Origin of the sequence: Mariniflexile fucanivorans (assembly GCF_004341235.1) — a bacterium.
GTDB classification, from domain to species: domain Bacteria; phylum Bacteroidota; class Bacteroidia; order Flavobacteriales; family Flavobacteriaceae; genus Mariniflexile; species Mariniflexile fucanivorans.
Genome location: NZ_SLUP01000002.1, coordinates 522,489 through 547,621, shown reverse-complemented (window position 1 = coordinate 547,621; position 25,133 = coordinate 522,489). Strand labels below are relative to the sequence as shown.

The following is a 25,133-nucleotide window of genomic DNA, read 5'->3' as shown; positions in this document are numbered from 1 at the left end:
TTCTTTTTGTTTGACTGAATTCAGCAGGTTTTTAATTTATTAAGAACGCTACAATTAGATTTTATAATAACTATAAAGAATTTATTAAAATGAAGATTTCACGTAATACATTCAAATTACTCACCTTTCTTTTATTAGTAATACCAACAGCTATATCGGCTCAAAATAAACCCAATGTAATCATTGTAATGACTGATGATCAGGGTATGGGGGATCTCGCATGCATGGGTAATCCATATATCAAAACACCTGCTATTGATAAATTTTATTCTGATGCGGTTCGTTTTACCAATTATCATGTATCTACCACTTGTGCGCCTACCCGAGGTGCTTTAATGACTGGTAGACATACCAACCGCGTTAACGTGTTCCATACCATAACGGGGCGATCCTTACTTTTTGAAGATGAGGTACTTCTTCCACAAATATTTGCTCAAAACGGCTACACAAATGGCATGTTTGGAAAATGGCATTTAGGCGATAATTACCCGTATCGTCCCGAAGACAGAGGATTTCATGAAGTAGTTCGTCATGGCGGAGGGGGAATCACCCAAGGTCCCGATTATTGGGGGAACGATTATTTCGATGATACCTATTGGCACAACGGGCAGCCCCAAAAATACAATGGATACTGTACGGATGTATTCTTTTCAGAAGCATTAAATTTTATAGAGACTAACAAAGACAAACCTTTTTTCTGTTACATCGCTACCAATGCACCACATGGACCACTGAATCTTCCGGAAAAATATCTTAATATTTATAAAGACAATGATAAAATTGAAGAGCGGTTTCAACGGTTTTATGGGATGATTACCAACATTGATGATAATTTCAAATTATTGGAAAAGAAATTAAACGACTTAAAATTAACCGACAATACCATTCTAATTTTTACAACAGATAACGGTACCGCAGGAGGAAATAGAATATTTGATGCAGGATTGAAAGGCGGTAAAGGAAGTGTTTATGAAGGCGGACACCGGGTTCCCTTATTTATTCGCTGGCCTAACGGAAAACTCACTGGTGGCAAAAATATAGATGAATTAGTAGCACATTACGATTTGCTACCCACTTTTGTCGATTTATTTGGTTTCGATTTTAACCCTGTAAAACCACTCGATGGAAAGAGTTTGAAACCTTTGTTGTATGATACGAATCCTAATTGGGAAAACAGGATTTTGTACATGGACACCCAACGAATGCAAAACCTGATAAAATATAGAACCTACACGGTTATGGATGCTAACTGGCGTTTGATAAATGGAAACGAATTGTACAATATGAATACGGATCGCAGCCAAACAAAAAACATCATAGAACAAAACCCAGAAGTAGCAGCGCGTTTAAAAGTAGGTTATGAAAATTGGTGGCAATCCATCATGTCCGAAGGACCCAACGAAAGATATGGATACATAAAAGTAGGGTCGCCCAAAGAAAATCCAAGTCGAATTTCTGCCCACGATATGTTCACAGGTAGGCACAACGGTTCATGGCACCAAGATGGAGCTGCCAAAGGCGTTCCAGCCAGTGGCAGATGGAAAATTGAATTTGTTGAAGATGGTAAATATGCTATTTCACTCCGTAGGTTTCCTAGAGAAAGCGGATTGGCTATTAATGAAACATTTCCGGAACAGAAAAAAAGAGTAGAACTTGAGAAAGTTATGGCTGCCAGTGTGAAAGATGATTTTGTTGAAGCTTATTTGTACGTAGCCAATTTGGAAAAATCAATAAGGATAGAGCCTGGGCAAGCTGAGGTAACCTTCACAGGGAATATCCCAGCAGGAAAATACGATATGGAAGCACAACTGACGGATAAAGACGGCAGAGTACATCCTGCTTATTATGTTTATATAGAAAAATTATAATTTTTGGAGCCATGATAAATTTAAATAAAGACAAAATGTTTCATAAAATCTTTACCCTTATAACTGTTTTAAGTTTGCTTCAACTTGGTTGCCAAAATAAAAAAAATGCAGAGGAAACGATTGATTATGTTACCGAAACAGTAGGAGACGTTGACTTTGGGAAAACACAAATGTCTGCATATACGCCCGAAATCAGGGAAAACATGAAGCAATTGTATGAAGATAAATTTGGTTTGTTTGTCCACTTCGGACCCTATGCACAACTCGCAGGGGAATGGAAAGGCGAAAAAGGAGCTGCAGAATGGATCATGAGGCGAAGTTTTATACCCGTAGCCGATTATGAAAAAGAAGCAGCCGGAAAATTTAAGCCTGAAAAATTCAATGCTAAAGAATGGGTAGATATTGCCGAAAATGCGGGCATGAAATTTATTGTGCTTACCGCAAAGCATCACGATGGGTTTGCCATGTACAAATCCAAGCACCCCTATAACTTGTTTGATTTTGCAGGTTTTAACCGTGATATTTTGAAAGAGTTAGCCGAAGAATGTAAAGAACGAGATATGAAGTTGGGCTTTTATTATTCACAGGATCAAGACTGGCATGAAAAAGGGGGCGCTGGTAATGATTGGGATTTTGGTAGTGTCATAAAACCAGCCGATGAATTTGATGCCTATTTCAAAGAAAAAGCGGTGATGCAAATAAAGGAATTGACCAGTAATTATGGCGATATTTTTATGGTTTGGTTCGATACGCCTTTTCAAATTACTGATGAACAAAGCCAATTGATGATGGATGCCGTAAAAGAAAATCAACCAGGAGCTTTGGTGAATGCCCGACTAGGAAATGGCTACGGTCATTTTGATGTATCGATTGATAATGGTACAACCCCAAGTGTGAGCAAATCAACTTGGTTGCCCGATTTAAAAGTACCATGGCAAACACATGAATCGGTTACAAAAGATGGATGGGGCTATACATCACGCGGCGCAGAACTTGACCGATCCAAAGATTATTCAGATTTTATTTATAGTTTATGCAGAATCGTTGGGAATGGTGGGGTTTACTTATTAAACGTAGCACCGCGTCCAGATGGCACCATTCCAGAATCACAGGTAAACAGTATTAATGCTATTGGAGAATGGCTGAAAGTAAATGGTGAAGCCATCTACGGAGCCGACCCAAGTCCATTAAAGTTTCCACCATATGCCATCACCAGCAAACCCGGTAAAATTTATCTTCACATTAAAGATTGGGAAGATAATCAAGCGAAGCTAAACGGAATTTTATCAAAAGTGAACAACGCTTATGTTTTGGCAGATGCTTCCAAACAAGCATTAACCTTCAAACAAGAAAACGAAAAATTGAGTGTTACGGTTTCGGATGCGTTAAAACAGTCAAGAGTAACTGTGATTGTTCTGGAAATTGCAGATGAAAAGGCCAAAGTTATTGATGAAACCCTTCAGCAAGAAAAGGACGGAAGCATCAAATTACCAGTTTCAAAATGTGAATTTGCAATAAGACGCATCAGTTATGATTATGATGAACAAGTTACACACCGTTGGGGTGAGAATACCAAACAAGGTTTAATTTGGACTGTGAACGTAAAGAAACCCGGAACTTTCAAAGTAATAAGTGAAGATACTGGCAATGATGTTTTTGTTTATACTTTAAAGGCAGCTAATGATTCGATCGTTCTAAATGCGAAAGGTGTAATGGGAAAATTGACTAAAAAGCAACAGGAAGGCAGTATAAAAATAGAGGAGGCTGGAGTTCATAAATTAACAGTTTATCCCAAAATACCTGCTTCAAAAGCATCTAAAGGAAGCTATAAATTTAAAGGTTTAGAGCTTGTTCCTACACAACAATAAAATAAATATTTATAAAAAATGAATCAATTAAAAAGAATTCTCAGCTGTGCCATACTAACGTTTGGGGGTTTTGTTGGAATGGCACAATCAAAATCCATTGATAATAGTCATCCAAATATTATCTACATATTAGCTGATGATTTAGGTATTGGTGATTTAAGTGTTTATAACGAAAATAGTAAAATTTACACGCCCCATCTAGATAAATTGGCTGCGGAAGGGATGAGGTTCACAGATGCACATACTTCCTCGTCAGTTTGCACACCAACCAGATATGGTATTTTAACGGGCAGATATAACTGGAGAACTCCGCTAAAGCAATTTGTAACCTGGGGTACTTCACCTATGCTTATAAAAGATGACCGCTTTACCGTAGCAGATTTGTTACAGCAAAATGGTTATAAAACTGCAAACATCGGCAAATGGCATTTGGGGTTAAATTGGACACTGAAAGATAGTAGTCAGGAATTAGAATTTTACTCAGGCATTAAGGATGAGTACCCATTCGAACAAATAGATTATTCAAAACCCTTAAAAAAGGGAGCCTTAGATTTAGGTTTCGATTACTCTTACCTATTGCCTGCATCCTTAAATATGCCTCCCTTTGTGTATGTGGAGAATGATAAAGTGGTGATGGAGCCGACAAGTATTTCTGAAAGAACTAGAGCCGAAAACCCTTATGCTTATTGGATAAAAGGGGATGTTTCAGATGATTTCAAACACGAAGAAGTGTTGCCGGTATTTGTCGAAAAGTCGGTTTCCTTTATAAAAGAAAATGCCCAAGGAGATAAACCGTTCTTCATCTATCTTCCTTTGCCTGCACCGCATAATCCCATTCTACCTATTGAACCTTGGAAAGGAAAAAGCAACATAAATCCGTATGCCGATTTTGTATTAATGATAGATGATTTAATGGGAAATATCTTTAAAGCACTAGAGGAATCAGGCATTGAAGAAAATACGCTAGTAATTTTTACTAGTGATAATGGTTGTGCTGCCAACGCAAATTTTAAGGTGTTAAAAGCCAAAGGTCACAACCCGAGTTATATTTACAATGGTTATAAGGGGAGTTGTTTAGAAGGTGGCCATCGGGTACCGTTTATTGTAAAGTGGCCTAAAAAAATCAAAGCTAATACGGTTTCTGATGCCACCATTTGTACCACAGACTTTATAGCAACCTGTGCCGATTTAGTTGATTACAAGTTAAAAGATACCGAAGCAGAAGATAGTTACAGCATGATGCCACTTTTTAATCAGAAAGAGGGATACCAACGAGAAGAAACCATCCACCATAGTAAAGAAGGAATTTTTGCTATTCGTAAAGGGGATTGGAAACTGATCGTCTCTCCAAATTCAGGGATTACCGCTGCTGGCAAACCTGAGAAATTAAAAGAGAAGCTTCCCGAACATATCCTATTCAATCTAAAAACAGATATTGGAGAAAAAGAAAATGTGGCAAAACAATATCCAGATAAAGTTAAGGAACTAAAACTATTACTTATTAAGCAAATTAAGGAAGGAAGAAGTACGCCAGGAAAGGCTCAAGAAAACGATTCCATTTCATTTCCGTGGGTTCAGGCTGCTTTTGTTACGGAAGATTTTTAAAAGTGACATAAACTAACGGTTTATTATGAAGAATTTGATTGCCATAAAAATATTCGGAATGTTTGCGGTTGTTATGCTTTGTGTAAAATCGAACGTATTTGCACAGAATCAAACCAATTCCAAACAAAGCGTTATCCATCCCTATTGGGCGCCAAAAACTTGGGAACTCAGGCCGGATGATATTACCACAATCATGGGGTTTAGGGCACAACTTACAGGGAATTTGAATCACCTCGATAGACCAACGCCAACTGTTGTTAATAATGCATTTATCCGTGGTTTTTATACGGAAAATGATGTATTGACCTGGGAAGTGGAAGCACCATACGAAGCAAAATATAGCGTCGCCTTATTATATACTGGCAGCAACGATATTCTGTCGCAATCTACCTTTGAAGTGTCCTCAGGAGCAACCACAATAGTCGAAAAAGCCAATATCAAAAATTGGGAAACCAGACCCATTGTACAAAGGCATTATTTGAAGAAAGATTTAATCCTTAAAAAAGGTATAAATAAAATCAGTTTTCGACTTATAACTTTTGCCGATGCTAAACAAGTAGATGAAAATACCGAAATCAATGCCAATGCAAACATAAAACCCAATCCTTTTGCTTTTTGGTCAATAGAATTGGTACTTCCAGAAGCTTTAGTAGCAATAAAAGAACGTGCAAAATCGATGAAAGCCGATGTGCAATGGATGGTCGATGGTAAGTATGGGTTGTTTGTACATTTTTCATCCCTTTCATCTCCTTTTTATGGTGGACCGAAGTTAGGAGATCAATATCAAAAATTAGTGGATGCATTCGATGTGGATGCCTTTGTTGAAAAAGTAGTAGAAACAGGAGCTTCATGGGTAACCTTTACCTGTGCGCATGGTACACAACATTGGCCAGGACCTAGCAACACGATTGACAATATCAAACCCGGTTATACCTGCCAACGTGATTTAATCAGGGAGCTGATTGATGCCTTAGGAAAACACAACATCCGTTTAATGCTTTACTACAATCCCAACAGCGGTATGGAGGATTTGTATGGCAACACTTATGGGAATGGCAATACTCCGAATCCGTCAGGTTATTTTGATTTTTTAGAATCCCATTTTCGAGAAGTGAGCCTTCGATATGGAAAAGATTTAGCAACAACAGCTGGTTATATTGATGACTGCGGATGGAAAGTTTATCAGTTAGATCCACCATGGGAAAAATTGGCAAATGCCATTAAAGCAGGTAACCCAAATGCTCCGGTAGGTTTTAGTCAAAATTTATTTCCAAACTTAACGCCTTTTAGTGATTTGGTGGTTTCCGATGGATCGGGGAGAGTGCCCGAAATCCAACCTGCATTTTTATTTGAAGAAGGCGGTCAATTAGAAGGGCAATATCCAGCAAGTTGGTTTTACATGGATGGATGGTCTAGCAGGACAGAGAATGGAACCTTTACCCAAAAACCTAAATTTTCTGCTGAAGAATATATAGAAATATTTAAAACAGCCGATGAAGCTAATATGCCCATAACAATTAATCTGGCTATGACACCTGATGTTACAACCCATCACCCTTTTTTTAATCCGGAATGCATAGAGATTATGAAACAGGTGCGTAAAGCGGTAAAAGGGTATTAATATGAAGAACCTAAAACTATTATAATAAAAAAAACTAAAATGAAGAATCAAAATAAAATATTCTCACTGTACGTGCTGATTTTGCTTTTTACATCTGGATTATACCTTAATGCCCAGAACAGACGCTCCAACCCCATTGTAAGCCACATGTTTACTGCCGATCCTTCAGCACATGTGTGGGAAGATGGTCGGTTGTACGTTTATCCATCTACGGATAATGCACCAGCCAGAGGCTATAAAACCATGGATGGTTACCACGTGTTTTCAACAGATGATATGATTACTTGGAAAGACCATGGCGAAATTCTCCATTCGAGTCAAGTAGAATGGGGCCGTGAGGAAGGTGGTTTTATGTGGGCCCCAGATTGCGCCTATAAAGATGGGGTATATTATTACTATTTTCCGCATCCAACTGGTACCGATTTTAAAGCTTCATGGAAGTTTGGCGTTGCTACAAGCACAAAACCAGCTTCCGATTTTAAAGTACAGGGTTATATAAAGGATTTACCTAGCCTTATCGACCCCTGTGTTTTTATTGACGACGACAACCAGGCGTATTTATATATAGCAGGGAATGATGAGTGTTTTGGGGTCAAGCTCAAAGAAAATATGATGGAAATTGATGGCGAACTAATCAAACAAACTGGTCTTGATGGTCTCCGTGAAGGGCCTTTTGTATTCAAACGCAACGACATTTATTATTTGATTTACCCAGACGATTTTCCGAAATTTAACAAAATGCGTTATGCTATGAGTAAAAATCCGTTAGGACCTTGGGAACATAATGAAGTCTTTCTGAATAGTACCGATGTGATTACTACCCATGGGTCAGCAGTGGAATACAAAGGTCAGTGGTACTTATTTTACCATAACGGAAATTTATCTGGTGGGATAGGGCCTAATCGTTCTATTTGTTTTGATCCGATTTATTTTAATGAAGATGGAACCATTCAAATGGTAAAGCAAACTTTGGGAGTTCAACTACCAACCTTTCATAAAGATATTAATTTTAATGGGATGATGGGAACTTTGTCAGTTGGTAACTATAATCAAGCAGCTATGAATAAACTTGGCATTCTTCAAAATGAAATATCCTCAGTTCAAATTCCAAAAGGATTCATCGTTGAATGTTTTGAAAAAGATAATTTCAAAGGAAAATCTTGGAGTTTTGAAGAAGATAGAATTGATTTGAATAACATAGGTTGTAATGATGTGATTTCTTCCATAAAAATATCAAAATCGAAAGTAGAAAACCTTGTAAAAAACCCTTCATTCGAACTTTCTACACATGATCAACTGAAATACTGGGTAACGCGCTCACCTAATTTTTATCATCAATATTTGGATGATTCAGGTACGGGATACTATGCCTTACAATTTAAAGGAAATGAAAATGCTAAGGAAATAAGTCAAAACGTGGAATTGACTCCAAATACAACATATGAACTAAGTGTTAAAATGAAGATAGAAGCGGGTACAAAGGGTCGGGCAGTATTCGATACCAATGGAAACTTCGATGATACTTGTAAGTTTGAACTTGATTCTACTACAAAAAATGGTGCGTGGGTTGAATTTAAAGGCGTTTTTAACAGCGGGGAGGTATCAAAATTACAATTGCGTTGTTTGCCATCTGATGATTTCAAAGGAGTTGCTTATTGGGATAACGTCGTATTAAAAGTGAAATGATGAAAACTATACAAATGAAAAAAAACTTTTCAAATAAACATGAAACTTATGAAAATTAAACTGTTAATAATTACCATTCTTGTTTCTCTAATAAGTATTTCAAACGTTATTTCTCAAACATTTAATAAGAATACCGACTTGTTATTGGCGAATTTCGACCTTAAACCCGATGAAGATGATGTGATGGCGGCAGCAGGTTTGGCGTGTATGCTAAAACATCCCGACCTTGAAGGGATAAATTACTATGCGGTAGCAGGTGCTTACGGAAAACAAGATAAATTCGAATACATCACTATTGCGGTACCTGATTTTTATAATGTCCTATTTGGTGCTGAGAATGAAAAATGGACAGATGCCCATACCAATTGGGATGCTTCAGTAAAAAGAACCAATACCAAGGTTATAGCGGTTTTAAATGCTGGTGGAAAAGTTTTTGTACAAGAAGCAGGACAGTCTGATTTTACCCATGACGTTCTAAAAGCAGCCATTGCAGACGGCATAACATTATCAACAATAAACCAGAATGTTATTGTGGTACAACACAGTAAGTGGAATGAAAACCAAACAAGAACGCCCAAATTAGATTGGGTAAAAAATAATACTGTTTACCAAAAAATTGCGGATGGCAACACCTGTTGTAATGGTACACCTGAATACAAAACTTCCGAAACCAAATGGTTAAATATGGCGAAGTCTTCGGAAAATAAAAATGCTGAAGCCAGAAAATTCTGGGCCATGGCTGACGAAATTTGTAAAAAATGGGAATCGTCTTGGACGAATAAAACTATTGCGGCTGGAGGACTTGATTTTTCAGATACTGTTGAAATCTGGCAAATATTTAATATTGGAGACAAAGCAAATGATATCGCTTCCTTTTGGAACAGGTATGTGATTGATGGAAAAACATCGAATGAGGAAAAGTCACCCATATATGAAAACAGTGATGGAAGCAGTTTTGTTCCAAAAGATTTCTACCCCAAATTCAGTTGGGAAACCACGCCACTATATTTTATGTTTGGAGATAAAGAGCGCGTATTGCATCCCGAAGAAGTTAAATTTATTGCAGAGCGAACCGATTTCGTGTGTATTGAAAAGTCGCATGGTTATGATGAGCTAGGAGCTGCCGAATTAGGAGCTAAGCATGATGCCACAGCTTTTAAAAGCATCAAACCAGATATGAAAGTACTGTTTTACTTCAATGCAGCCTTGGCGTGGCCATTCACATCTTACAGTAAGGATTTTACAAATGAAAATATAGATTCGGCTCCCAAGCTTAAGGAGTTTTTAATAAAAAATCCAAATACGGGAGCATTGGCACAAAAGCACACCGCTTTTCTTTTTAATATTTTGAATCCTGATTTCAGAGCGTGGTGGGTTGAAACCGTTGCAAAAGGTGTTAGGGAATCAGGTTGTGATGGTGTATTTATTGACCAAATGCACGGAAATGCCAATTTAATGGAAGACAAAAAAGTTGAAATTGAATTAGCTATGGGAGAGATGATGACAAACCTTAAAAAGCAGTTGGGAGACGATACAATACTATTGGCAAATAATGCTAACGACAATAATGCGAAATATGTATATCCCGTAAGCGACGCCTTAATGTTTGAAAATTATAGTGCTGTACATTATAACAAAGAAAACCTGCTTTCAGATTGGAATAATATGCTTAGAAATGCCAAAGCAGGTAAAATTTCTGTGTTTCGTCTTGGGGTTGAAGGGCACGACCGTGGTTTTTTGCGGAATATATCCAACGAAGAAAAGCATCAGGTGATGCCAAAAATTTCACAAGAAAAATTAGAGTACGCTTTGGCTTGTTACCTAATTGGCGCACAGCCATACTCCTATTTTATGTACAGTTGGGGATGGGCTTTGGCAGACGGAGCCTTAGTAGATTACCCCGAGTTACAAAAACCACTAGGAGCTCCAAAAGGATCTTACAAAAGAACAACACCAAATGGCTGGGAGTTTACCCGCGAATTTGAGCATGCCAGTGTATGGATAAATACTGAAAGTAGGGAAGCTAAGATTAAATGGCGATAAAATTTCATTTAGCATACCACTTATTGATTTTAAATAAGCAGAAATCAAAAAGGGCTTCTTTTTACGGTTTCAATATAATCTGTTAAATATGTCGTTCAGAATTAATAAAAATGTTTTTTTTGAAGATGAAAAACCCTGTAAACACTATAATTTTGAATGTTTTTACTGGTTTACTCAAATCATGCAAGTAAATAGCATGATATGAGTAAATGTTTTTTCTATAGTTTATCCAAATTTGTAAGAACTAAACTAAATTGAAGTCATTAAATTACGTTAAATCAGTCTAATTTTTATTAAAAGCTTTTAAATTCATCTCAATTTTAAGAATTTATGCCAGTGAGATACAGGATAATGCTCTTGAATGTTTTTGGTTTACAGCTCTTTTTTAAGGTATATTCTACATGAGAATATATAATTTAATATTAGACTCGATATACAAGTTTTATACCTCTTCATTTAGATTGGTTTGGATAATTATTTATTTGTTAAATCAAAGATTATGAAATAATCGTAATTTAGATTATCAAACTCATTAATATCAATAAAATTATACAGCTAATATATTATGAAAAGAATTAACAAATGTTTAGGCTTAATAGCCGTGTTTACAGTAATGATTTCGTGTAAATCTAAAAAAGAAGAAATCGTAGCTATAAACACAAAACCTAACGTTATTATTGTAATTACCGATGATCAGGGTTATGGCGATTTAGGTCATAACGGAAATACCATTATTAAAACCCCAACAATCGATGCGTTTGCAGCACAGTCTGTAAGTTTAACTAATTATCATGTCGGCACTACTTGTGCACCCACAAGAGCTGGATTGTTAACAGGTAGAAATTGTAATAGAAACGGCGTTTGGCATACCATTATGGGCGCTTCTTTGTTGAATAGGGAAGAAGTTACTATTGCCGATGTCTTTAAAGACAATGGTTACAAAACAGCCATGTTCGGTAAATGGCATTTGGGGGATAATCATCCTTTCACGCCCAATGAACGTGGTTTTGAAGAAGCCTTTTACCATGGCGGTGGCGGTGTTGGGCAAACCCCAGATTATTGGAATAATGATTACTTTGATGATATGTATCATAGAAATGGAACACCAGAAAAAGTAAAAGGCTATTGTACGGATGTTTGGTTTAATGAAGCCATCAAGTTTATTGAGAATAAAAAAGACAATCCATTTTTGTGCTATTTAAGTTTAAATGCACCGCATTCTCCTTTCAATGTGCCTCAAGAGTATTATGATTTATATAAAAACGAAGAAAGTTTATTGGAAACGCAAAAGCGTTTTTATGGCATGATTACCAATGTAGATGATAACTTCTCTAGACTGCTTAAAAAACTAGATGAGTTAAAAATCGCAGATAATACCATTGTTATTTTTACTACCGATAATGGAACATCAAATGGATACCATGTTGATGAGAAAACGGGAGTGGTTAATGGCTACAATGCAGGAATGCGCGGTACAAAAGCTAGTGAATATGAAGGCGGCCATAGAGTGCCTTTCATTATTAGATGGCCAAATGGAAAATTAGAAGGAGGAAAATCACTTTCAGATCTTACGGCGCATGTTGATATGCTGCCAACATTAACTTCATTGGCGGGAATTGACTATACTTCTGAAAAAATAATGGATGGAACAGATATTAGTCCATATTTATTGGGTACATCCAAAATTCAGGATCGTTATTTAGTAACAGATACACAAAGGATTTCATGGCCAGTAAAAGGAAAACAAAGTTGTGTTATGAATGGAGATTGGCGATTGGTTAATGGAAATGAACTGTATAACACAGCTACCGACCCAGGACAAAAAATAAACCTAGCTGATAAACATCCTGATAAAGTGGCCAATATGAATGATTTTTATAACACATGGTGGGATAGTGTTATAAAAGAAACTAAATACTCTACCATCGATTTAGGAGTTGGTGAAGAAGATGTTATTACCTGTCATGATGCGAGAACAATTGATTATTTCCCGCCATGGAATCAAGAAATGATAAGAAAAGGAGAGCCTATGAAACCAGCACCATTCTTCGTGAATTTCGTAAAACCGGGTAACTATACATTTAAGTTAAGACGTTGGCCTGCTGAAAGTGGCATGTCGTTAGGAGCTGAAATTTTAGATGAAATACCGGCAACTCCCACAACCGATGGTAGAAGTATTGGAAAAGCCATGAAGTTTAAAAAAGCATTTTTAAAAATAGGAGACCAAGAAGTTTCTGTTGAGGCCAATAATGCGAGTCAATCTGCAGATATAGATTTCGTCGTTGAGCAAGGAAAAACCGAGTTATTGGCTTGGTTTGAGATGGAAAACGGCACATTAACAAATGCTTTTTATGTGAATGTTGAAAAAAGCAAAGAATAGCATAGAGTTAAAGTAAATGGTAACATTAAAATTATGAAAAGGTTTTTAATATATGTTTTATCCATTGGTTTTGCAATAGGGCTCAAAGCACAGAGTTCTAGCCAAAAAGTGGTATCTAAAAATGAATTTTCAAAACTGGATAGCAATAAAAACGGCACGCTTGAAAGAGATGAATTATCACGGATTTGGACTCAAATAAAACAGCATGATACCGATAATAATGGAAAGATTACATTAGAAGAATTTTCAAAATTTGAAATTCCACATTTAGAAACTAAAGGCGATATAATTTTAAATATTAAATACAAAACAACAAAAGAAGAAGATTTGTATTTAGATGTTTATTACCCCACAATAAAACCAGAAACTAAAAAATACCCTATCATGTTATATACACATGGTGGGGGCTGGTTTAACGGGAGTAAGGAAAACATCATGAAATCTCCAGTTAAAGAACCTTTTTTAGAACTCGTAGAACAAGGTTTTGCAGTAGTATCAATCAATTACCGCCTCACTAGGCAGAAGTCTGTTTTAATGCGGGATTGTGTTATTGATGCCATGGATGCTTTAAGATATATTTCAAAAAATAGCGATGCTTTGAAATTGGACGCAAATCAGGTATATGTTTTAGGAGATTCGGCAGGTGGGCACATAGCGCAAATGATTACGTTGGCAAACCCTAACGATTTTAAAGGAGATGAAAACCTTTACGGAAATCCATACAAAGTAATTGCTGGCGTTTCATGGTACGGACCATCTGATTTCACCATAAAAAAATTATTTGAAACCGATGATCCCACAAAAGAAGCAGATAGATTCAGTTCTAGAATAACAAAAGAAGAATCAGATCCCGAAAAAATACAGGTTATGTATAGAGAGATGAGCCCCATATTTTATTTAACCAAAAAAAGTCCGCCATTATTTATGATGGCAGCAGATAATGATACTACAATACCAGTAGGGCATGCTTACCATATGAAAGAGAAGGCAGATAGTATAGGTGCCAATGTTGACTTGTTCATTGTAAAAAATGCTGGACATAATTGGCGAAAAGCTGGAGGAAACATCAACCCAACTCTTGAAGAAATCACAAAAAAAACAGTAGATTTTTTCTTGAGGTACAAATAACTATTTTTTATTAAAAGGTAAAATGAGAGGATATGATTTGCTAGTGAAAATATTTCAAGGAACATATTATTTATTAGAAAAATCAAAGTGCTTAAAACATTGTTCTTAAATATGAATTGAATATCAAACTAAACTATATACTAACTAAATAAATCTTTTTTATTATGAAAAAAACACTACCAACTAAAAAGTCTAATTTATGGTTCCTTATGGCTTGTTTAATAATAACCTTCCATAAGGTAGAGGCACAAGTACCAGATCCAAACCAAGGATTACGTGCCGAATGGATGCGAGGCGCATTGGGCATGCTTTGGTTGCCCGAGCGTACTTTCAACGGTAACATTGAAGGCATAAGAATTGATGACTTTTTAACCCAAATTAAAGATATTAGAACGGTTGATTATGTTCAACTTCCATTAACAAGCCCAAATATTTTTTCTCCAACTCATGTAGCTCCACATCCTATCATTGAAAGTCTATGGCAAGGTGATACAGATGCTAATGGAGATCCAATTAATTTGGTGGCTCCACGGGAATCAGTTGATGATCCACTTTTAAGTTGGCTCAAGGCCCTTAGGGCTGCGGGTTTAAGAACAGAGATTTATGTGAATTCCTATAATTTATTAGCAAGGATTCCCGAAGATACGCAAGCAGATTACCCAGACGTTTCAGCACGCTGGATGGAGTGGTGTGATACTAACACTGAGGCTCAAGCTTTTATTAATAGCCAAACTTATCATGAAGGTAATGGCAGACGTAAATACATGTTCTGTTATGCAGAATTTATCCTTAAAGAATATGCCCAGCGTTATGGAGATTTAATTGATGCGTGGTGTTTTGATTCGGCAGATAATGTTATGGAAGATGAGTGTGGAGACGATCCTGCTTCCGAAGATGTAAACGATCAACGAATTTATCAGGCCTTTGCAGATGCATGTCATGCAGGGAATCCGAACGCGGCCATTGCATTTAATAACAGCGTTGGTGATAGAGAGGGAAACCCATTCACATCAGCAACTCTTTTTGATGATTATACGTTTGGCCATCCTTTTGGCGGCGCAGGTAACATGGTGGTTCCAGAAGCTTTATACACTTACAATCATGATTTAGTTGTGTTCATGCAAACCAACAATGGTTATGCTTTTAGAGATGATACAAGAACTTGGAACGACAATGTAGTTGCGCATTTCTTTCCTAAACAGAGTACCACATCGTGGAATGCAGGAAATACACCTTGTCTTACAGATGAGCAATTCGTAGAATGGACTAGTACAGGCATTGTAAATGGAGGTGGCATCACTTGGGGAACACCGCTTGTTAGAACAAATTTGGAAAATGCTCCAGTGCTTACTTTACAACCTTATGCGCTTAATCAGTTCGAACTAACAGATACTTATTTGAAAGAATTTCAATCACCAGGAAAGCCTAATTGGTCAAGACAATATACAATCTTGCCAGCCATTTACCCAGGTCAGCCTTATTCTCATAATTTGGTTGAAGGCGTAGATTTTTGGGATCCAGAAGGAGTCGGTATAACCGGGCTTACAGCGTCTGGAACTTTACCAGCATGGTTAACAATTAGTCAAACAGCTACAGGAACTTGGACGTTAAGTGGAACTCCGCCTGTATCTGAGGCTTCTAATTATACCTTTGAACTTATGGCTCAGGATAGTGATGGAGTAACAAACAGAGAAGTGAAGTTAGAGGTGATTTCACATCCTGCAGGTTTTACAAATCCTGGAGATGGTACTCCAGTATGGTTTTCGAATCCCATGGTACTTGCGAAAGCAACAGCATTAAAGGATTATGGAAGCCTTTTGAAACTTGGTGTTGATTTTTATGATTTTGAAGGAGATGTTCTTACTATAACTAAAACATCAGGACCTGATTGGCTTGTTTTAACTCAGAATTCAGATGATACTTGGCGTTTAAGTGGGATGCCAACAGCTGCTGATGCAGGTGAAAATTCTTTTACATTTAATGTTAGCGATGGTATTCTTTCATCAGATACAGAGATTAAAATTACAGTTGATCATGTTGCAGGTTTTACTAATTTGGGTAATGGAGCACCTGTTTGGTCTTCACCTATACTTAATCTTACCGATGGAAAAGGATCATTCGCCTATAATTATACTTTGCAATTAGGAACCGATTATTATGATTTTGAAGGTGATGCACTTACTATTACTAAAACATCAGGACCTGATTGGCTTACTATTCAACAAACCGATGCAAATAGTTGGAAATTAAGTGGAACTCCAATAAATTCAGATGCGGGTGAAAATTCTTTTACGTTCAATCTCAGCGATGATACCAATTCAACAACTGCTGAAATTCTGATCAACGTAATTGCAACTATTATTAGTGATGGAAATGTTGAAATTAAAGCAACTGCCAATACAACTTATGGTATTAATACTGTTGCTAGTATGTATTCCGCAGTACAAACGGCTCCAGATGGACTAGCGACTTATAGAATTTCTATCGACGTTACACCTCCAACTGATAAAGGTATTTATTCTGGTTCTTCAGGAGGTATAACGACTACGACGTCATGGGGAATCGGTGATGGTACAGACGCTATTCAAAATACTATATTCCGAGGGAGTGATAATGAATGGACAGAAAGTATTAACAATATTAAAATGGTTGATTTTAATGCAAATGGAGGATCTCTTACGACGGATAATGTTACCATGTTTTTTAAATCTATTTCTATAGGGAATTCACAATCTGTAAATGATTTTGTATCGCTCAAAGTTGGAGGAGTAATATCAAATCCAGGGAGATCAGCAAACCAATACGAAACCATCGATTTAACCTTAGCTACATCAGTGAGTAATATTGCAAATTTTGCTATTGGAACAGGTAATGATTCCGATACTAATAAATGGTCTGTTGAAGGTATAACAGTATTCGTAGACTTTGCAGGCACGCTTTCCGTTACTAATCCAATACAGGATGATGTTGACTCTTTCAAGCTATATCCTAACCCAGCAAAAGATAGAATTTTCATAAACAAACAACCTGTTACTGTTCAGATTTTTGATGTAACTGGTAAGCTTGTAAAAGTTGATTTTAAAGGAAAAAATGAACTTGATATTTCAACTTTAAAGCAAGGATTATATATTTTGAAAATACAAACCGCTGAAGGGAATATGTTGTTCGAAAAATTCATTAAGAAATAAATTATCTAATAAATAGATAATAACTGTATTTATAAATTAAAATGATGATTGATAAAAAAATAATTCTAGTTGTATGTTGCCTCATGGCATCCATAGGTATTTATGCGCAAACACAATCAAAAAGTCAAAAACCCAATATCATTTTCATTTTTGCTGACGATTGGGGTTATGGCGATTTAAGTGCTCATGGTAGTACTTGGGTAAAAACACCTAACATTGATAAAATGATTGGCGATGGCATGGATTTTTCCAATTTCACTGTAAACAGCCCAGTGTGTTCACCTAGTAGAGTTGCTGTTATGACAGGGCAATTTCCTGCTAGACAATCTATTCATCAACATTTTCAAGGATGGAAAGCGCATGAAAACAGAGGCATGCCAGATTGGATGGATCCAGAAGGTATGTCGTTTCCAAGAGAATTTCAAAAAGCAGGTTATGTGACTGCGCATTTTGGAAAATGGCACTTAGGGGCGGCTCCAGATGTGCCTAAAGAAAGCGCTTACGGTTACGATGAGTATGCAACGTTTAATGGTTCTAAAAACATTGATATTCCTAAGGCAGGTTCTATAGGTGTCGATTATGCCGAAGATTTCATCAAAAGAAATAAAGACAAACCGTTCTTCATCAATTTATGGTTACATGAGGCGCATACGGCACATTATCCTTTAGAAAAGTTTATGGATAAGTTTGGTAATTTGGATGAACAAAAACAAGTATATGCTTCTATAATAGCTGAAGGTGATGAAGCTGTTGGAAGAATTGTAAATTTATTAGAAGAATTAGGTCTTGATGAAAATACTTTAGTGGTGTTCTCGACAGATAATGGTCCAGAATGGGAAGGTACAGAGAAAGATAAACTTCATAAACCAGAGAAGGGTGATGACGATGATAATGGACCAGTAGGTCTTGGAAAATATTATTCGGTAGGTGAAACAGGAGGTTTAAAAGGTCAAAAACGCTCTTTGTTTGCTGGCGGAATTCGTGTGCCTTTTGTTGCTAAATGGCCTAAAGTTATTCCTGAAGGCGTTAAAAACAATAGTGCTGTAATAACCGCAGTAGATTTATTACCTACTTTTTTAGAAGCTGCAAATATTCCAATGCCAAAAGGGTATCAACCAGACGGTGAAAGTATGATGTCTGCTTTTAAAGGCAACATATTTGAAAGAAGTAAACCCATTTTTTGGGAATGGAAAGGTGGAGACAATTTTGTTTATACGTGGCCAACTTTAGGAGTTAGAGATGGAGATTATAAATTGGTGGTAGATGTTACGGGAGAAAAATATGAATTGTTTGATATCAAAAACGATTGGAAAGAAGAACACAATCTTGCCGATACCAATCCTAAAAAGGCACAAGAATTGTTAGACTTAGTGTATGAATGGAAAAAAACACTTCCAGAAAAACCTAGGGAAAGTTGTTTGTCTTCAGCAAGAAACAAGGTAAAGCCTGTAGATAAAGTAAAGAAGGAAAAAAGTAAAGAAAATAAAAATGAAGACGATTAAAAGATTATAGGCATAAAATGAAATTTCCATAACAAAATTTCAATATCCAAGATAATCACTATGTGGAAGTTACATGTAACCAATAAAAAAAATAAATAGTATATATAGACAGATGAAAAAACTATTTCAACTAGTATTCATAGCAACAGTTTTTCTAAGTTGTAAAACAACTAAGACGCTCACTTATGAACAAATGAATGTTTCAAAAGAACAGCCTAAAGAAGCGTTCAATGATGCTAAATATGGTATGTTTATCCATTGGGGTTTGTATGCCATTCCAGGAGGTATTTGGAAAGGGAAAAAGATGGAGGAATTAAAAGGCCCTAAAGTAGCAGAGTGGATTCAATTTGGTGCCGAAATACCAAGGGACGAATATGCACAATTAGCAACGCAATTTAACCCAACTCAATTTGATGCCGATGCCATTGCAAAATTAGCAAAAGATGCCGGGATGAAATATCTAGTAATCACATCTAAGCATCATGATGGCTTTGCTATGTACGATTCTAAAGTAAGCGACTACGATATTGTAGATGCAACACCCTATAAAAAAGATGTGGTGAAACAACTGTATGATGCCTGTAAAAAACAAGGTATCGATTTTGGTTTATATTACTCACACAATATTGATTGGATGGATGGGAATGATTGCGGTCTTTCGGAATATTTAGCCTCAGGAGGTGAAGAACACGATAGGGTAAAGCGTAAAGCAGGTGTTAACACTTGGGATCCAAGCCCAAATACCTTTTCAGAATACTTGGAAAATAAAGCGTATCCACAGGTAAAGGAAATATTAACAAAGTTTCCTGATTTGAAAACGTTGTGGTACGATTACCCGCATTATGTAACGCCAGAACAAAGTTTAAAGTTTTATAAAATAGCTTACGATTTACAACCAAACATGTTAGTGAATTCTAGAGTTGGAAATGAATTAGGAGATTTCGATATTCCAGGAGACAACAAAATCCCTCAAGATCATTTAGCGATTACTAAACCTTGGCAAACCGTAGGTACCACAAACAATTCTTGGGGATACAATTCTTATGATAACGATTGGAAATCTGTAAAAGAACTATTGTTCTGGTTAACCGAAATTGTAAGTAAAGGGGGGAATTATATGTTGAATATAGGGCCAGATGCCACAGGTCATGTGCCTTCTGAATCGGTAAATAATCTATTAGAAGTTGGAAAGTGGTTGGAAGTTAATGGTGAAGCCATATACAATACCAGAAAATGGAAAGTTACCCATGAAGGACCTACTAAAATTGAAATGAATGGTACTCATGATAGAGCCAATAACAACAATTTAAAATTCCAATTTACACCACAAGATTTTTGGTTTACCCAAAAAGACAATAATTTGTATGCCATTGCTTTAGAATATGCTAAGGAACCTGTCATCATTAAAAGTTTAACCCAAGAAAATGCGGGAAAAATAAAAAATGTGAGCCTATTAAGTAGTGAATCTGAAGTAAAATGGAAACAAACCGATAATGGATTGGAAGTAACTTTAAACCAAGATAATTACAATTCAAATGGTTATGCACTTAAAATTGAATTTTCAGAAAACATAAAATAGTTTTTAACCATGAAAAATCCAAACAGAAGAGAATTCATTAAAACCATAAGTGCATTTGGTCTAGCTACTTTCATACCTGTAAACCTATTTGCAGAAGCGTTCCATCAAGAATGTGACGTTTGTAAAGCTGCCTGGAACAATCTGAGTAAATTAAATGAAACCCGATATCAATTTAGATATATAGAACCTAATCCTGGTTTACCTAAAGTATTCATTTATGGAGATTCCATTTCTATCGGATATACGGAATATGTAAGAGCGTCTTTAAAAGGAAAGGCAGATGTTATAAGGTTGCATGTAAATGGAGGCTCAAGTCACGACCTCATTTCAAAGATGGAAACCTTCAGAAAATCATTGTTTCAACCCGATTTAAAAGGTGGCTGGGACTTTAGCTGGGATGTTATCCATTTTAATGTCGGGTTACACGATTTGAAATATGTTTTAAAAGGACAACTTGATAAAGTAAATGGAAAATTGGTGTCTTCTCTTGAAGTTTACGAAAAAAATCTGCGAGATAATATCAAATATCTAAAAACCACCTATCCAAAAGCTAAACTAATATTTGCAACAACAACAGTGGTTCCTGATGGAGAAGCTGGTAGATTTAAAGATGATGAATTGAAATATAACAAAGTGGCTCTTAAAGTTTTGAAAGAATATCCAGAGATTACGGTTAATAATTTGCACGATTTTTCAATTCCAATAATAAAAAAATATCAAGATAAGCCAGGAAGCGTACACTATCTAGCAGAAGGCTATAGGTTAATTGGAATTGAAGTAGCAAAACAAATAGCCAGTGTGTTAAATGTTCAACCAGTTGATTGTCCATCTGCTACAGAAATTAAAGGTAAATTTAAAGAATACGAGAAATAAATTATTTAAAATAAAAAATCATGAATAAATATAAAAAGCTTATTTGTTTAATAGTAAGCATGGCTTCATTAACGTTTCACTCGTGTGGAGCACAATCAAAAACAGAAAAAAAACCGAATATCATTTTCTTTTTTACGGATGATCAGTCTTATGACACCATGAAACACTTTGGAAATCCAGATGTAAAAACACCTAATTTAGATAAATTAGCAGATAACGGCGTGTCTTTTTTTAGACATTATAATACTACGGCTATTTGTATGGCAAGTCGAGCCAATGTAATGACGGGTCAGTTTGAATACAAAACGGGTTGTAATTTTGATCATGGTGATTTAGGAACAAAACAATGGTCAACTTCGTATCCTTTATTGTTGAAAAAAGCAGGTTACCGAGTTGGTTTCGCAGGTAAGTTTGGTTTTTCAGTTTCCGATTCAAATGATGGATTTGGAAAAGAGGGAGAAACGGTAAAACAAGATTTCGATTTTTGGGGAGGTAGCCCAGGGCAAACTTCATACAAAACCAAAGAAAATGAATCGATGGCTAAATATGCTAAGGAATATCCTCATAGTACGCGCTCTTATGGTGCCGCTAGTATCGATTTTATAAATGAATCTGTAAAAAAAGGAGAACCTTTTTGTATGAGCGTTTTCTTTAAGGCGCCTCATAAGCCATCGCAACCGGATCCGGTTTTCGATTCTGTTTATGAAAACACGGTGTTTAGAAAATTGCCTAATTACGGTCGCGAAGCTGGAAAACATCTTGCAGAACAATCTAGAATGGGAAGACAGTACCCAAGATTTGTGGAATGGGGTTATGATAAAGATGAGACCTATCAAAAAGAATTACACAAATACAATCAACTTATTTACGGCGTCGATTATTCTATTGGTATGGTGTTGGAAGAACTTAAAAAATTAAAAATAGATGATAATACCATCATTATTTTTTCTTCAGATAATGGATACTTTAATGGCTCACATGGTTTAGGTTCTAAAGTGCTTCCTTATGAAGAAGGTGCTCGAGTTCCGCTTATTATTGTAGACCCACGTTTGGGAAAAAAATCAAGAAACATAAAATCCAGTTCGTTGTCTGGTAATGTTGATATTACTGCCACCATACTTGATTTTGCAGGGGTTGAAATCCCCAACGTTTACGATGGCAAAAGTTTAAAACCGGTATTAAGTAATAACAATTTTCAAGCAAGAAAATCACTCCCTATCATTCAAGTATGGGGCCCAAAAGCGACCCATTGCTTTACGATAATGGATGATAGGTATAAATATATTTACTGGTATTTTAAAGATGAAGAAAAAGGAATTCACCCTACCGAAGAATTATTTGACATTGCTAATGATCCTTATGAAATGGTAAATATTGCAAATCAACCTGAGCTTAAACCGCAATTAAATAAAATGAGAAAGCTATATGATGAGCAATTAAACCATTGGAGAAATGAAGGGGTAAAATATAATGATTATGAAAAATACGGCTCATTATTTGAAAGAAAAATAAATTAAAAGTATCTCTTTTTATTGATTCACTGTAACTGTTGAAAATATTATTTGGTTCAAATCTTTCGTGCCAAGGGTAATTAATAATCCTATTTTAATAAATAGAAAAAATGAAACAACTGTTGATTGCAATTTTTGTGCTAATTATTGGGTGTAAAAGTAGTACAACTCAAACTGCTTCCAACATAGAGGCAGATTTTTATGTATCTACAAAAGGATCCGATACTTGGTCTGGCACGTTGGAAAGTCCCAATGCACAAGGCACAGATGGGCCTTTCGCTACCTTGGAACGTGCAAAGGATGCGGTACGTATTTTGAAAAAAAAGAAATCAAAAAATATAGTGGTGCTCATTCGTGAGGGCGTTTATAAACTTAATGAAACCGTAGTTTTCGGTTTAGAAGATTCTGGTGATGATAAATCAACTATCACCTATGCTGCTTATCCAAATGAAATAGCTGTATTCAGTTCAGGACAAGAAATCAAAGGTTGGAAAAAAGTGACTACTGATCTTCCCGGATTAGCAGAAGAAGCCAAAGGAAAGTTGTTGGTTGCAGAAGTTTCGAATAAATTTTTAACGCTTTATGATGAAGAAGGTATGTTGCCACGAGCCCAATCAGAGCCATACAAATCTTTAAAGAAAAGTACAGAAAATGATCTTTATTTTTCGAAAGGCGAGCTAAAAAACTGGCCAAATGTTGAAGATGTAGAAATTTTAGTGCGCCCTACCAGAGAATGGATTGTAAACATGTTGCCATTGGCATCGGTTGATGAAGAAAAAGGAGTAGTTCGTGTGGGAGTTGAGGCCACCTATGCGATGCAAAGTAAAGGATATTGGGTAGAGAATGTTTTGGAAGTACTAGATAAACCAGGGGAATGGGTGTTGAATACCAAGGAAGGAAAAGTGTACCTGTGGCCACGGAACGATTCACCTATATGGGCACCAAAGCTTTTAGAACTCATTCGTGTAGAAGGTAAAATTGATTTCGATGGCTCAAAGGATATTCCCGTTCGAAATCTTCATTTTAAAGGACTCACTTTTAAACATGCCGAACGCTATACTTTAACCAAGGATGATGCGGGCCTCCAACACGATTGGGACATGCTCGACAAGAATAATGCGATGGTACGCTTTAGAGGTACCGAAAATTGCGGGATTGAAGATTGTCATTTTTTACATGGTGGAAGTGGAGCCATCCGTGTAGATTTACATGGAATCAATAATAAAATATCCAATAACCATATCGAATATATGGGCGGAGGCGGCATACTACTTTGCGGTTATGGCCCTGGAACAAAAGACGTAAATAAGCATAATACAGTGTATAATAATAATATACATCATGTTGGGGAAATCTATTGGCAATCCCCGGGCATTTTCCTTTGGAATAGTGGTGAAAACCGAGTAGCCAACAACCTGATACATGATACTAATTATTGTGGACTCATTGTTTCTGGCTGTGTGATTCGTTTTTTTGAGCATGCTGATAAACGTGAACAATATAGAGCCATCAGGTGGCATGAAATTGGTGAATTGCCCGAAGAATTGACCGCCGATGTGGTGCGACCTTATTGGCACAGTAGAAATAATATTATTGAATACAACGAAATTCATAACGTGATGAAAAAGTTGGGTGATGGTAACGGCATTTACATTCGTGCCGCTGGCGCTGGTAACATCATCCGTCGTAATTATGTGCATCATCTCGTTGCCGAAACAGGAAAACAAAGTGGTATTAGGACCGATGGTGGACAAATGGATGCACTCATTTCAGAAAACATTATCTACAAATGTACCTCACAAGGAATGACCTTAAAATTGAACAACCGTTTTGAAAATAATATTATAGCAGATGTTATTGCACCACCCCGAGGTGTCTATTTAAAAATTGTTGAAGGTCCGATGAACGGTGCCAGCAATAAAAAAAATATTTTTTATTCAACTACAGATGAATGCACGTTTATTTCTGAACCATCCCCCGGATCCGGATTGGTAGATGAAGATAGCAGAGGCAGAGAACCTGCACAAATGAAGGATATTGCATCAGACTATAATATCTATTACTGTAAAGCAGATAATCGTATTGCTGAAAAAACCTTGAAGGAATTGCAAAACAAAGGTGTAGATGCAAATAGTCAAATTCTCGACCCCATGTTTGTAGATCCAGAAAATGGCGATTTTAGTTTTAAACCAGATTCTCCAGCGCTTAAAATGGGCATCGTTCCTATTGATGTGTCGAAGATTGGTTTACGTAGGTCTAAGTAAAGGCAGAGTGATTGCCG

The 25,133-nt window shown here is 36.4% G+C and carries 14 protein-coding genes; all 14 read left to right on the top strand.

The genetic code is table 11. From position 1 onward, the window contains the following. Nucleotides 1-89 precede the first annotated feature (89 nt). Entirely contained in the window at nt 90-1,868 is a 1,779-nt protein-coding gene (locus EV196_RS05830) for an arylsulfatase (RefSeq protein WP_132216027.1), read from the top strand. Between the two features lie 35 nt (nt 1,869-1,903). Beyond that, entirely contained in the window at nt 1,904-3,736 is a 1,833-nt protein-coding gene (locus EV196_RS05825) for an alpha-L-fucosidase (RefSeq protein ID WP_165876110.1), read from the top strand. Between the two features lie 18 nt (nt 3,737-3,754). Next, nucleotides 3,755-5,341: a sulfatase family protein gene (locus EV196_RS05820; protein ID WP_207902818.1), complete on the top strand. Its 1,587-nt coding sequence runs from the start codon at nt 3,755-3,757 to the stop codon at nt 5,339-5,341. A gap of 25 nt (nt 5,342-5,366) precedes the next feature. After that, nucleotides 5,367-6,962, top strand: a complete 1,596-nt coding sequence (locus tag EV196_RS05815) for an alpha-L-fucosidase (RefSeq protein WP_132216021.1) — start codon at nt 5,367-5,369, stop codon at nt 6,960-6,962. Nucleotides 6,963-7,001: 39 nt separating this feature from the next. Then, nucleotides 7,002-8,648: a family 43 glycosylhydrolase gene (locus tag EV196_RS05810; protein WP_132216019.1), complete on the top strand. Its 1,647-nt coding sequence runs from the start codon at nt 7,002-7,004 to the stop codon at nt 8,646-8,648. A 48-nt stretch (nt 8,649-8,696) separates the two neighbouring features. Next, nucleotides 8,697-10,691 carry a putative glycoside hydrolase gene (locus tag EV196_RS05805; RefSeq protein WP_207902817.1) on the top strand — a complete coding sequence of 665 codons (1,995 nt, stop codon included), beginning with the start codon at nt 8,697-8,699 and terminating at the stop codon, nt 10,689-10,691. 565 nt (nt 10,692-11,256) lie between these two features. Further along, nucleotides 11,257-13,071 carry an arylsulfatase gene (locus tag EV196_RS05800; RefSeq protein WP_132216016.1) on the top strand — a complete coding sequence of 605 codons (1,815 nt, stop codon included), beginning with the start codon at nt 11,257-11,259 and terminating at the stop codon, nt 13,069-13,071. A gap of 33 nt (nt 13,072-13,104) precedes the next feature. Continuing rightward, a complete protein-coding gene (locus tag EV196_RS05795; RefSeq protein ID WP_207902816.1) occupies nt 13,105-14,199 on the top strand; it encodes an alpha/beta hydrolase fold domain-containing protein in 1,095 nt (364 codons plus the stop codon). A 164-nt stretch (nt 14,200-14,363) separates the two neighbouring features. After that, complete coding sequence (locus tag EV196_RS05790; RefSeq protein WP_132216013.1) at nt 14,364-17,387, top strand: T9SS type A sorting domain-containing protein; 3,024 nt, start codon at nt 14,364-14,366, stop codon at nt 17,385-17,387. Nucleotides 17,388-17,428: 41 nt separating this feature from the next. Beyond that, the gene (locus EV196_RS05785) at nt 17,429-18,889 is read left to right on the top strand and encodes a sulfatase family protein (RefSeq protein ID WP_132216007.1); all 1,461 of its coding nucleotides are present in this window, start codon (nt 17,429-17,431) and stop codon (nt 18,887-18,889) included. A 112-nt stretch (nt 18,890-19,001) separates the two neighbouring features. Continuing rightward, the gene (locus EV196_RS05780; RefSeq protein ID WP_132216004.1) at nt 19,002-20,468 is read left to right on the top strand and encodes an alpha-L-fucosidase; all 1,467 of its coding nucleotides are present in this window, start codon (nt 19,002-19,004) and stop codon (nt 20,466-20,468) included. 9 nt (nt 20,469-20,477) lie between these two features. Next, complete coding sequence (locus EV196_RS05775; RefSeq protein ID WP_132216001.1) at nt 20,478-21,341, top strand: SGNH/GDSL hydrolase family protein; 864 nt, start codon at nt 20,478-20,480, stop codon at nt 21,339-21,341. 20 nt (nt 21,342-21,361) lie between these two features. Next, the gene (locus tag EV196_RS05770; protein ID WP_132215998.1) at nt 21,362-22,858 is read left to right on the top strand and encodes a sulfatase family protein; all 1,497 of its coding nucleotides are present in this window, start codon (nt 21,362-21,364) and stop codon (nt 22,856-22,858) included. A 104-nt stretch (nt 22,859-22,962) separates the two neighbouring features. Beyond that, the gene (locus tag EV196_RS05765; RefSeq protein WP_132215995.1) at nt 22,963-25,116 is read left to right on the top strand and encodes a right-handed parallel beta-helix repeat-containing protein; all 2,154 of its coding nucleotides are present in this window, start codon (nt 22,963-22,965) and stop codon (nt 25,114-25,116) included. The last annotated feature ends 17 nt before the right edge of the window (nt 25,117-25,133 follow it).

What these genes read in the sequence shown, in the direction of transcription:
- EV196_RS05770 (WP_132215998.1), top strand. Translation starts at nt 21,362, where the DNA reads ATGAATAAATATAAAAAGCTTATTTGTTTAATAGTAAGCATGGCTTCA.
- EV196_RS05775 (WP_132216001.1), top strand. Translation starts at nt 20,478, where the DNA reads ATGAAAAATCCAAACAGAAGAGAATTCATTAAAACCATAAGTGCATTT.
- EV196_RS05825 (WP_165876110.1), top strand. Translation starts at nt 1,904, where the DNA reads ATGTTTCATAAAATCTTTACCCTTATAACTGTTTTAAGTTTGCTTCAA.
- EV196_RS05805 (WP_207902817.1), top strand. Translation starts at nt 8,697, where the DNA reads ATGAAAATTAAACTGTTAATAATTACCATTCTTGTTTCTCTAATAAGT.
- EV196_RS05830 (WP_132216027.1), top strand. Translation starts at nt 90, where the DNA reads ATGAAGATTTCACGTAATACATTCAAATTACTCACCTTTCTTTTATTA.
- EV196_RS05810 (WP_132216019.1), top strand. Translation starts at nt 7,002, where the DNA reads ATGAAGAATCAAAATAAAATATTCTCACTGTACGTGCTGATTTTGCTT.
- EV196_RS05790 (WP_132216013.1), top strand. Translation starts at nt 14,364, where the DNA reads ATGAAAAAAACACTACCAACTAAAAAGTCTAATTTATGGTTCCTTATG.
- EV196_RS05795 (WP_207902816.1), top strand. Translation starts at nt 13,105, where the DNA reads ATGAAAAGGTTTTTAATATATGTTTTATCCATTGGTTTTGCAATAGGG.
- EV196_RS05820 (WP_207902818.1), top strand. Translation starts at nt 3,755, where the DNA reads ATGAATCAATTAAAAAGAATTCTCAGCTGTGCCATACTAACGTTTGGG.
- EV196_RS05800 (WP_132216016.1), top strand. Translation starts at nt 11,257, where the DNA reads ATGAAAAGAATTAACAAATGTTTAGGCTTAATAGCCGTGTTTACAGTA.
- EV196_RS05780 (WP_132216004.1), top strand. Translation starts at nt 19,002, where the DNA reads ATGAAAAAACTATTTCAACTAGTATTCATAGCAACAGTTTTTCTAAGT.
- EV196_RS05815 (WP_132216021.1), top strand. Translation starts at nt 5,367, where the DNA reads ATGAAGAATTTGATTGCCATAAAAATATTCGGAATGTTTGCGGTTGTT.
- EV196_RS05785 (WP_132216007.1), top strand. Translation starts at nt 17,429, where the DNA reads ATGATGATTGATAAAAAAATAATTCTAGTTGTATGTTGCCTCATGGCA.
- EV196_RS05765 (WP_132215995.1), top strand. Translation starts at nt 22,963, where the DNA reads ATGAAACAACTGTTGATTGCAATTTTTGTGCTAATTATTGGGTGTAAA.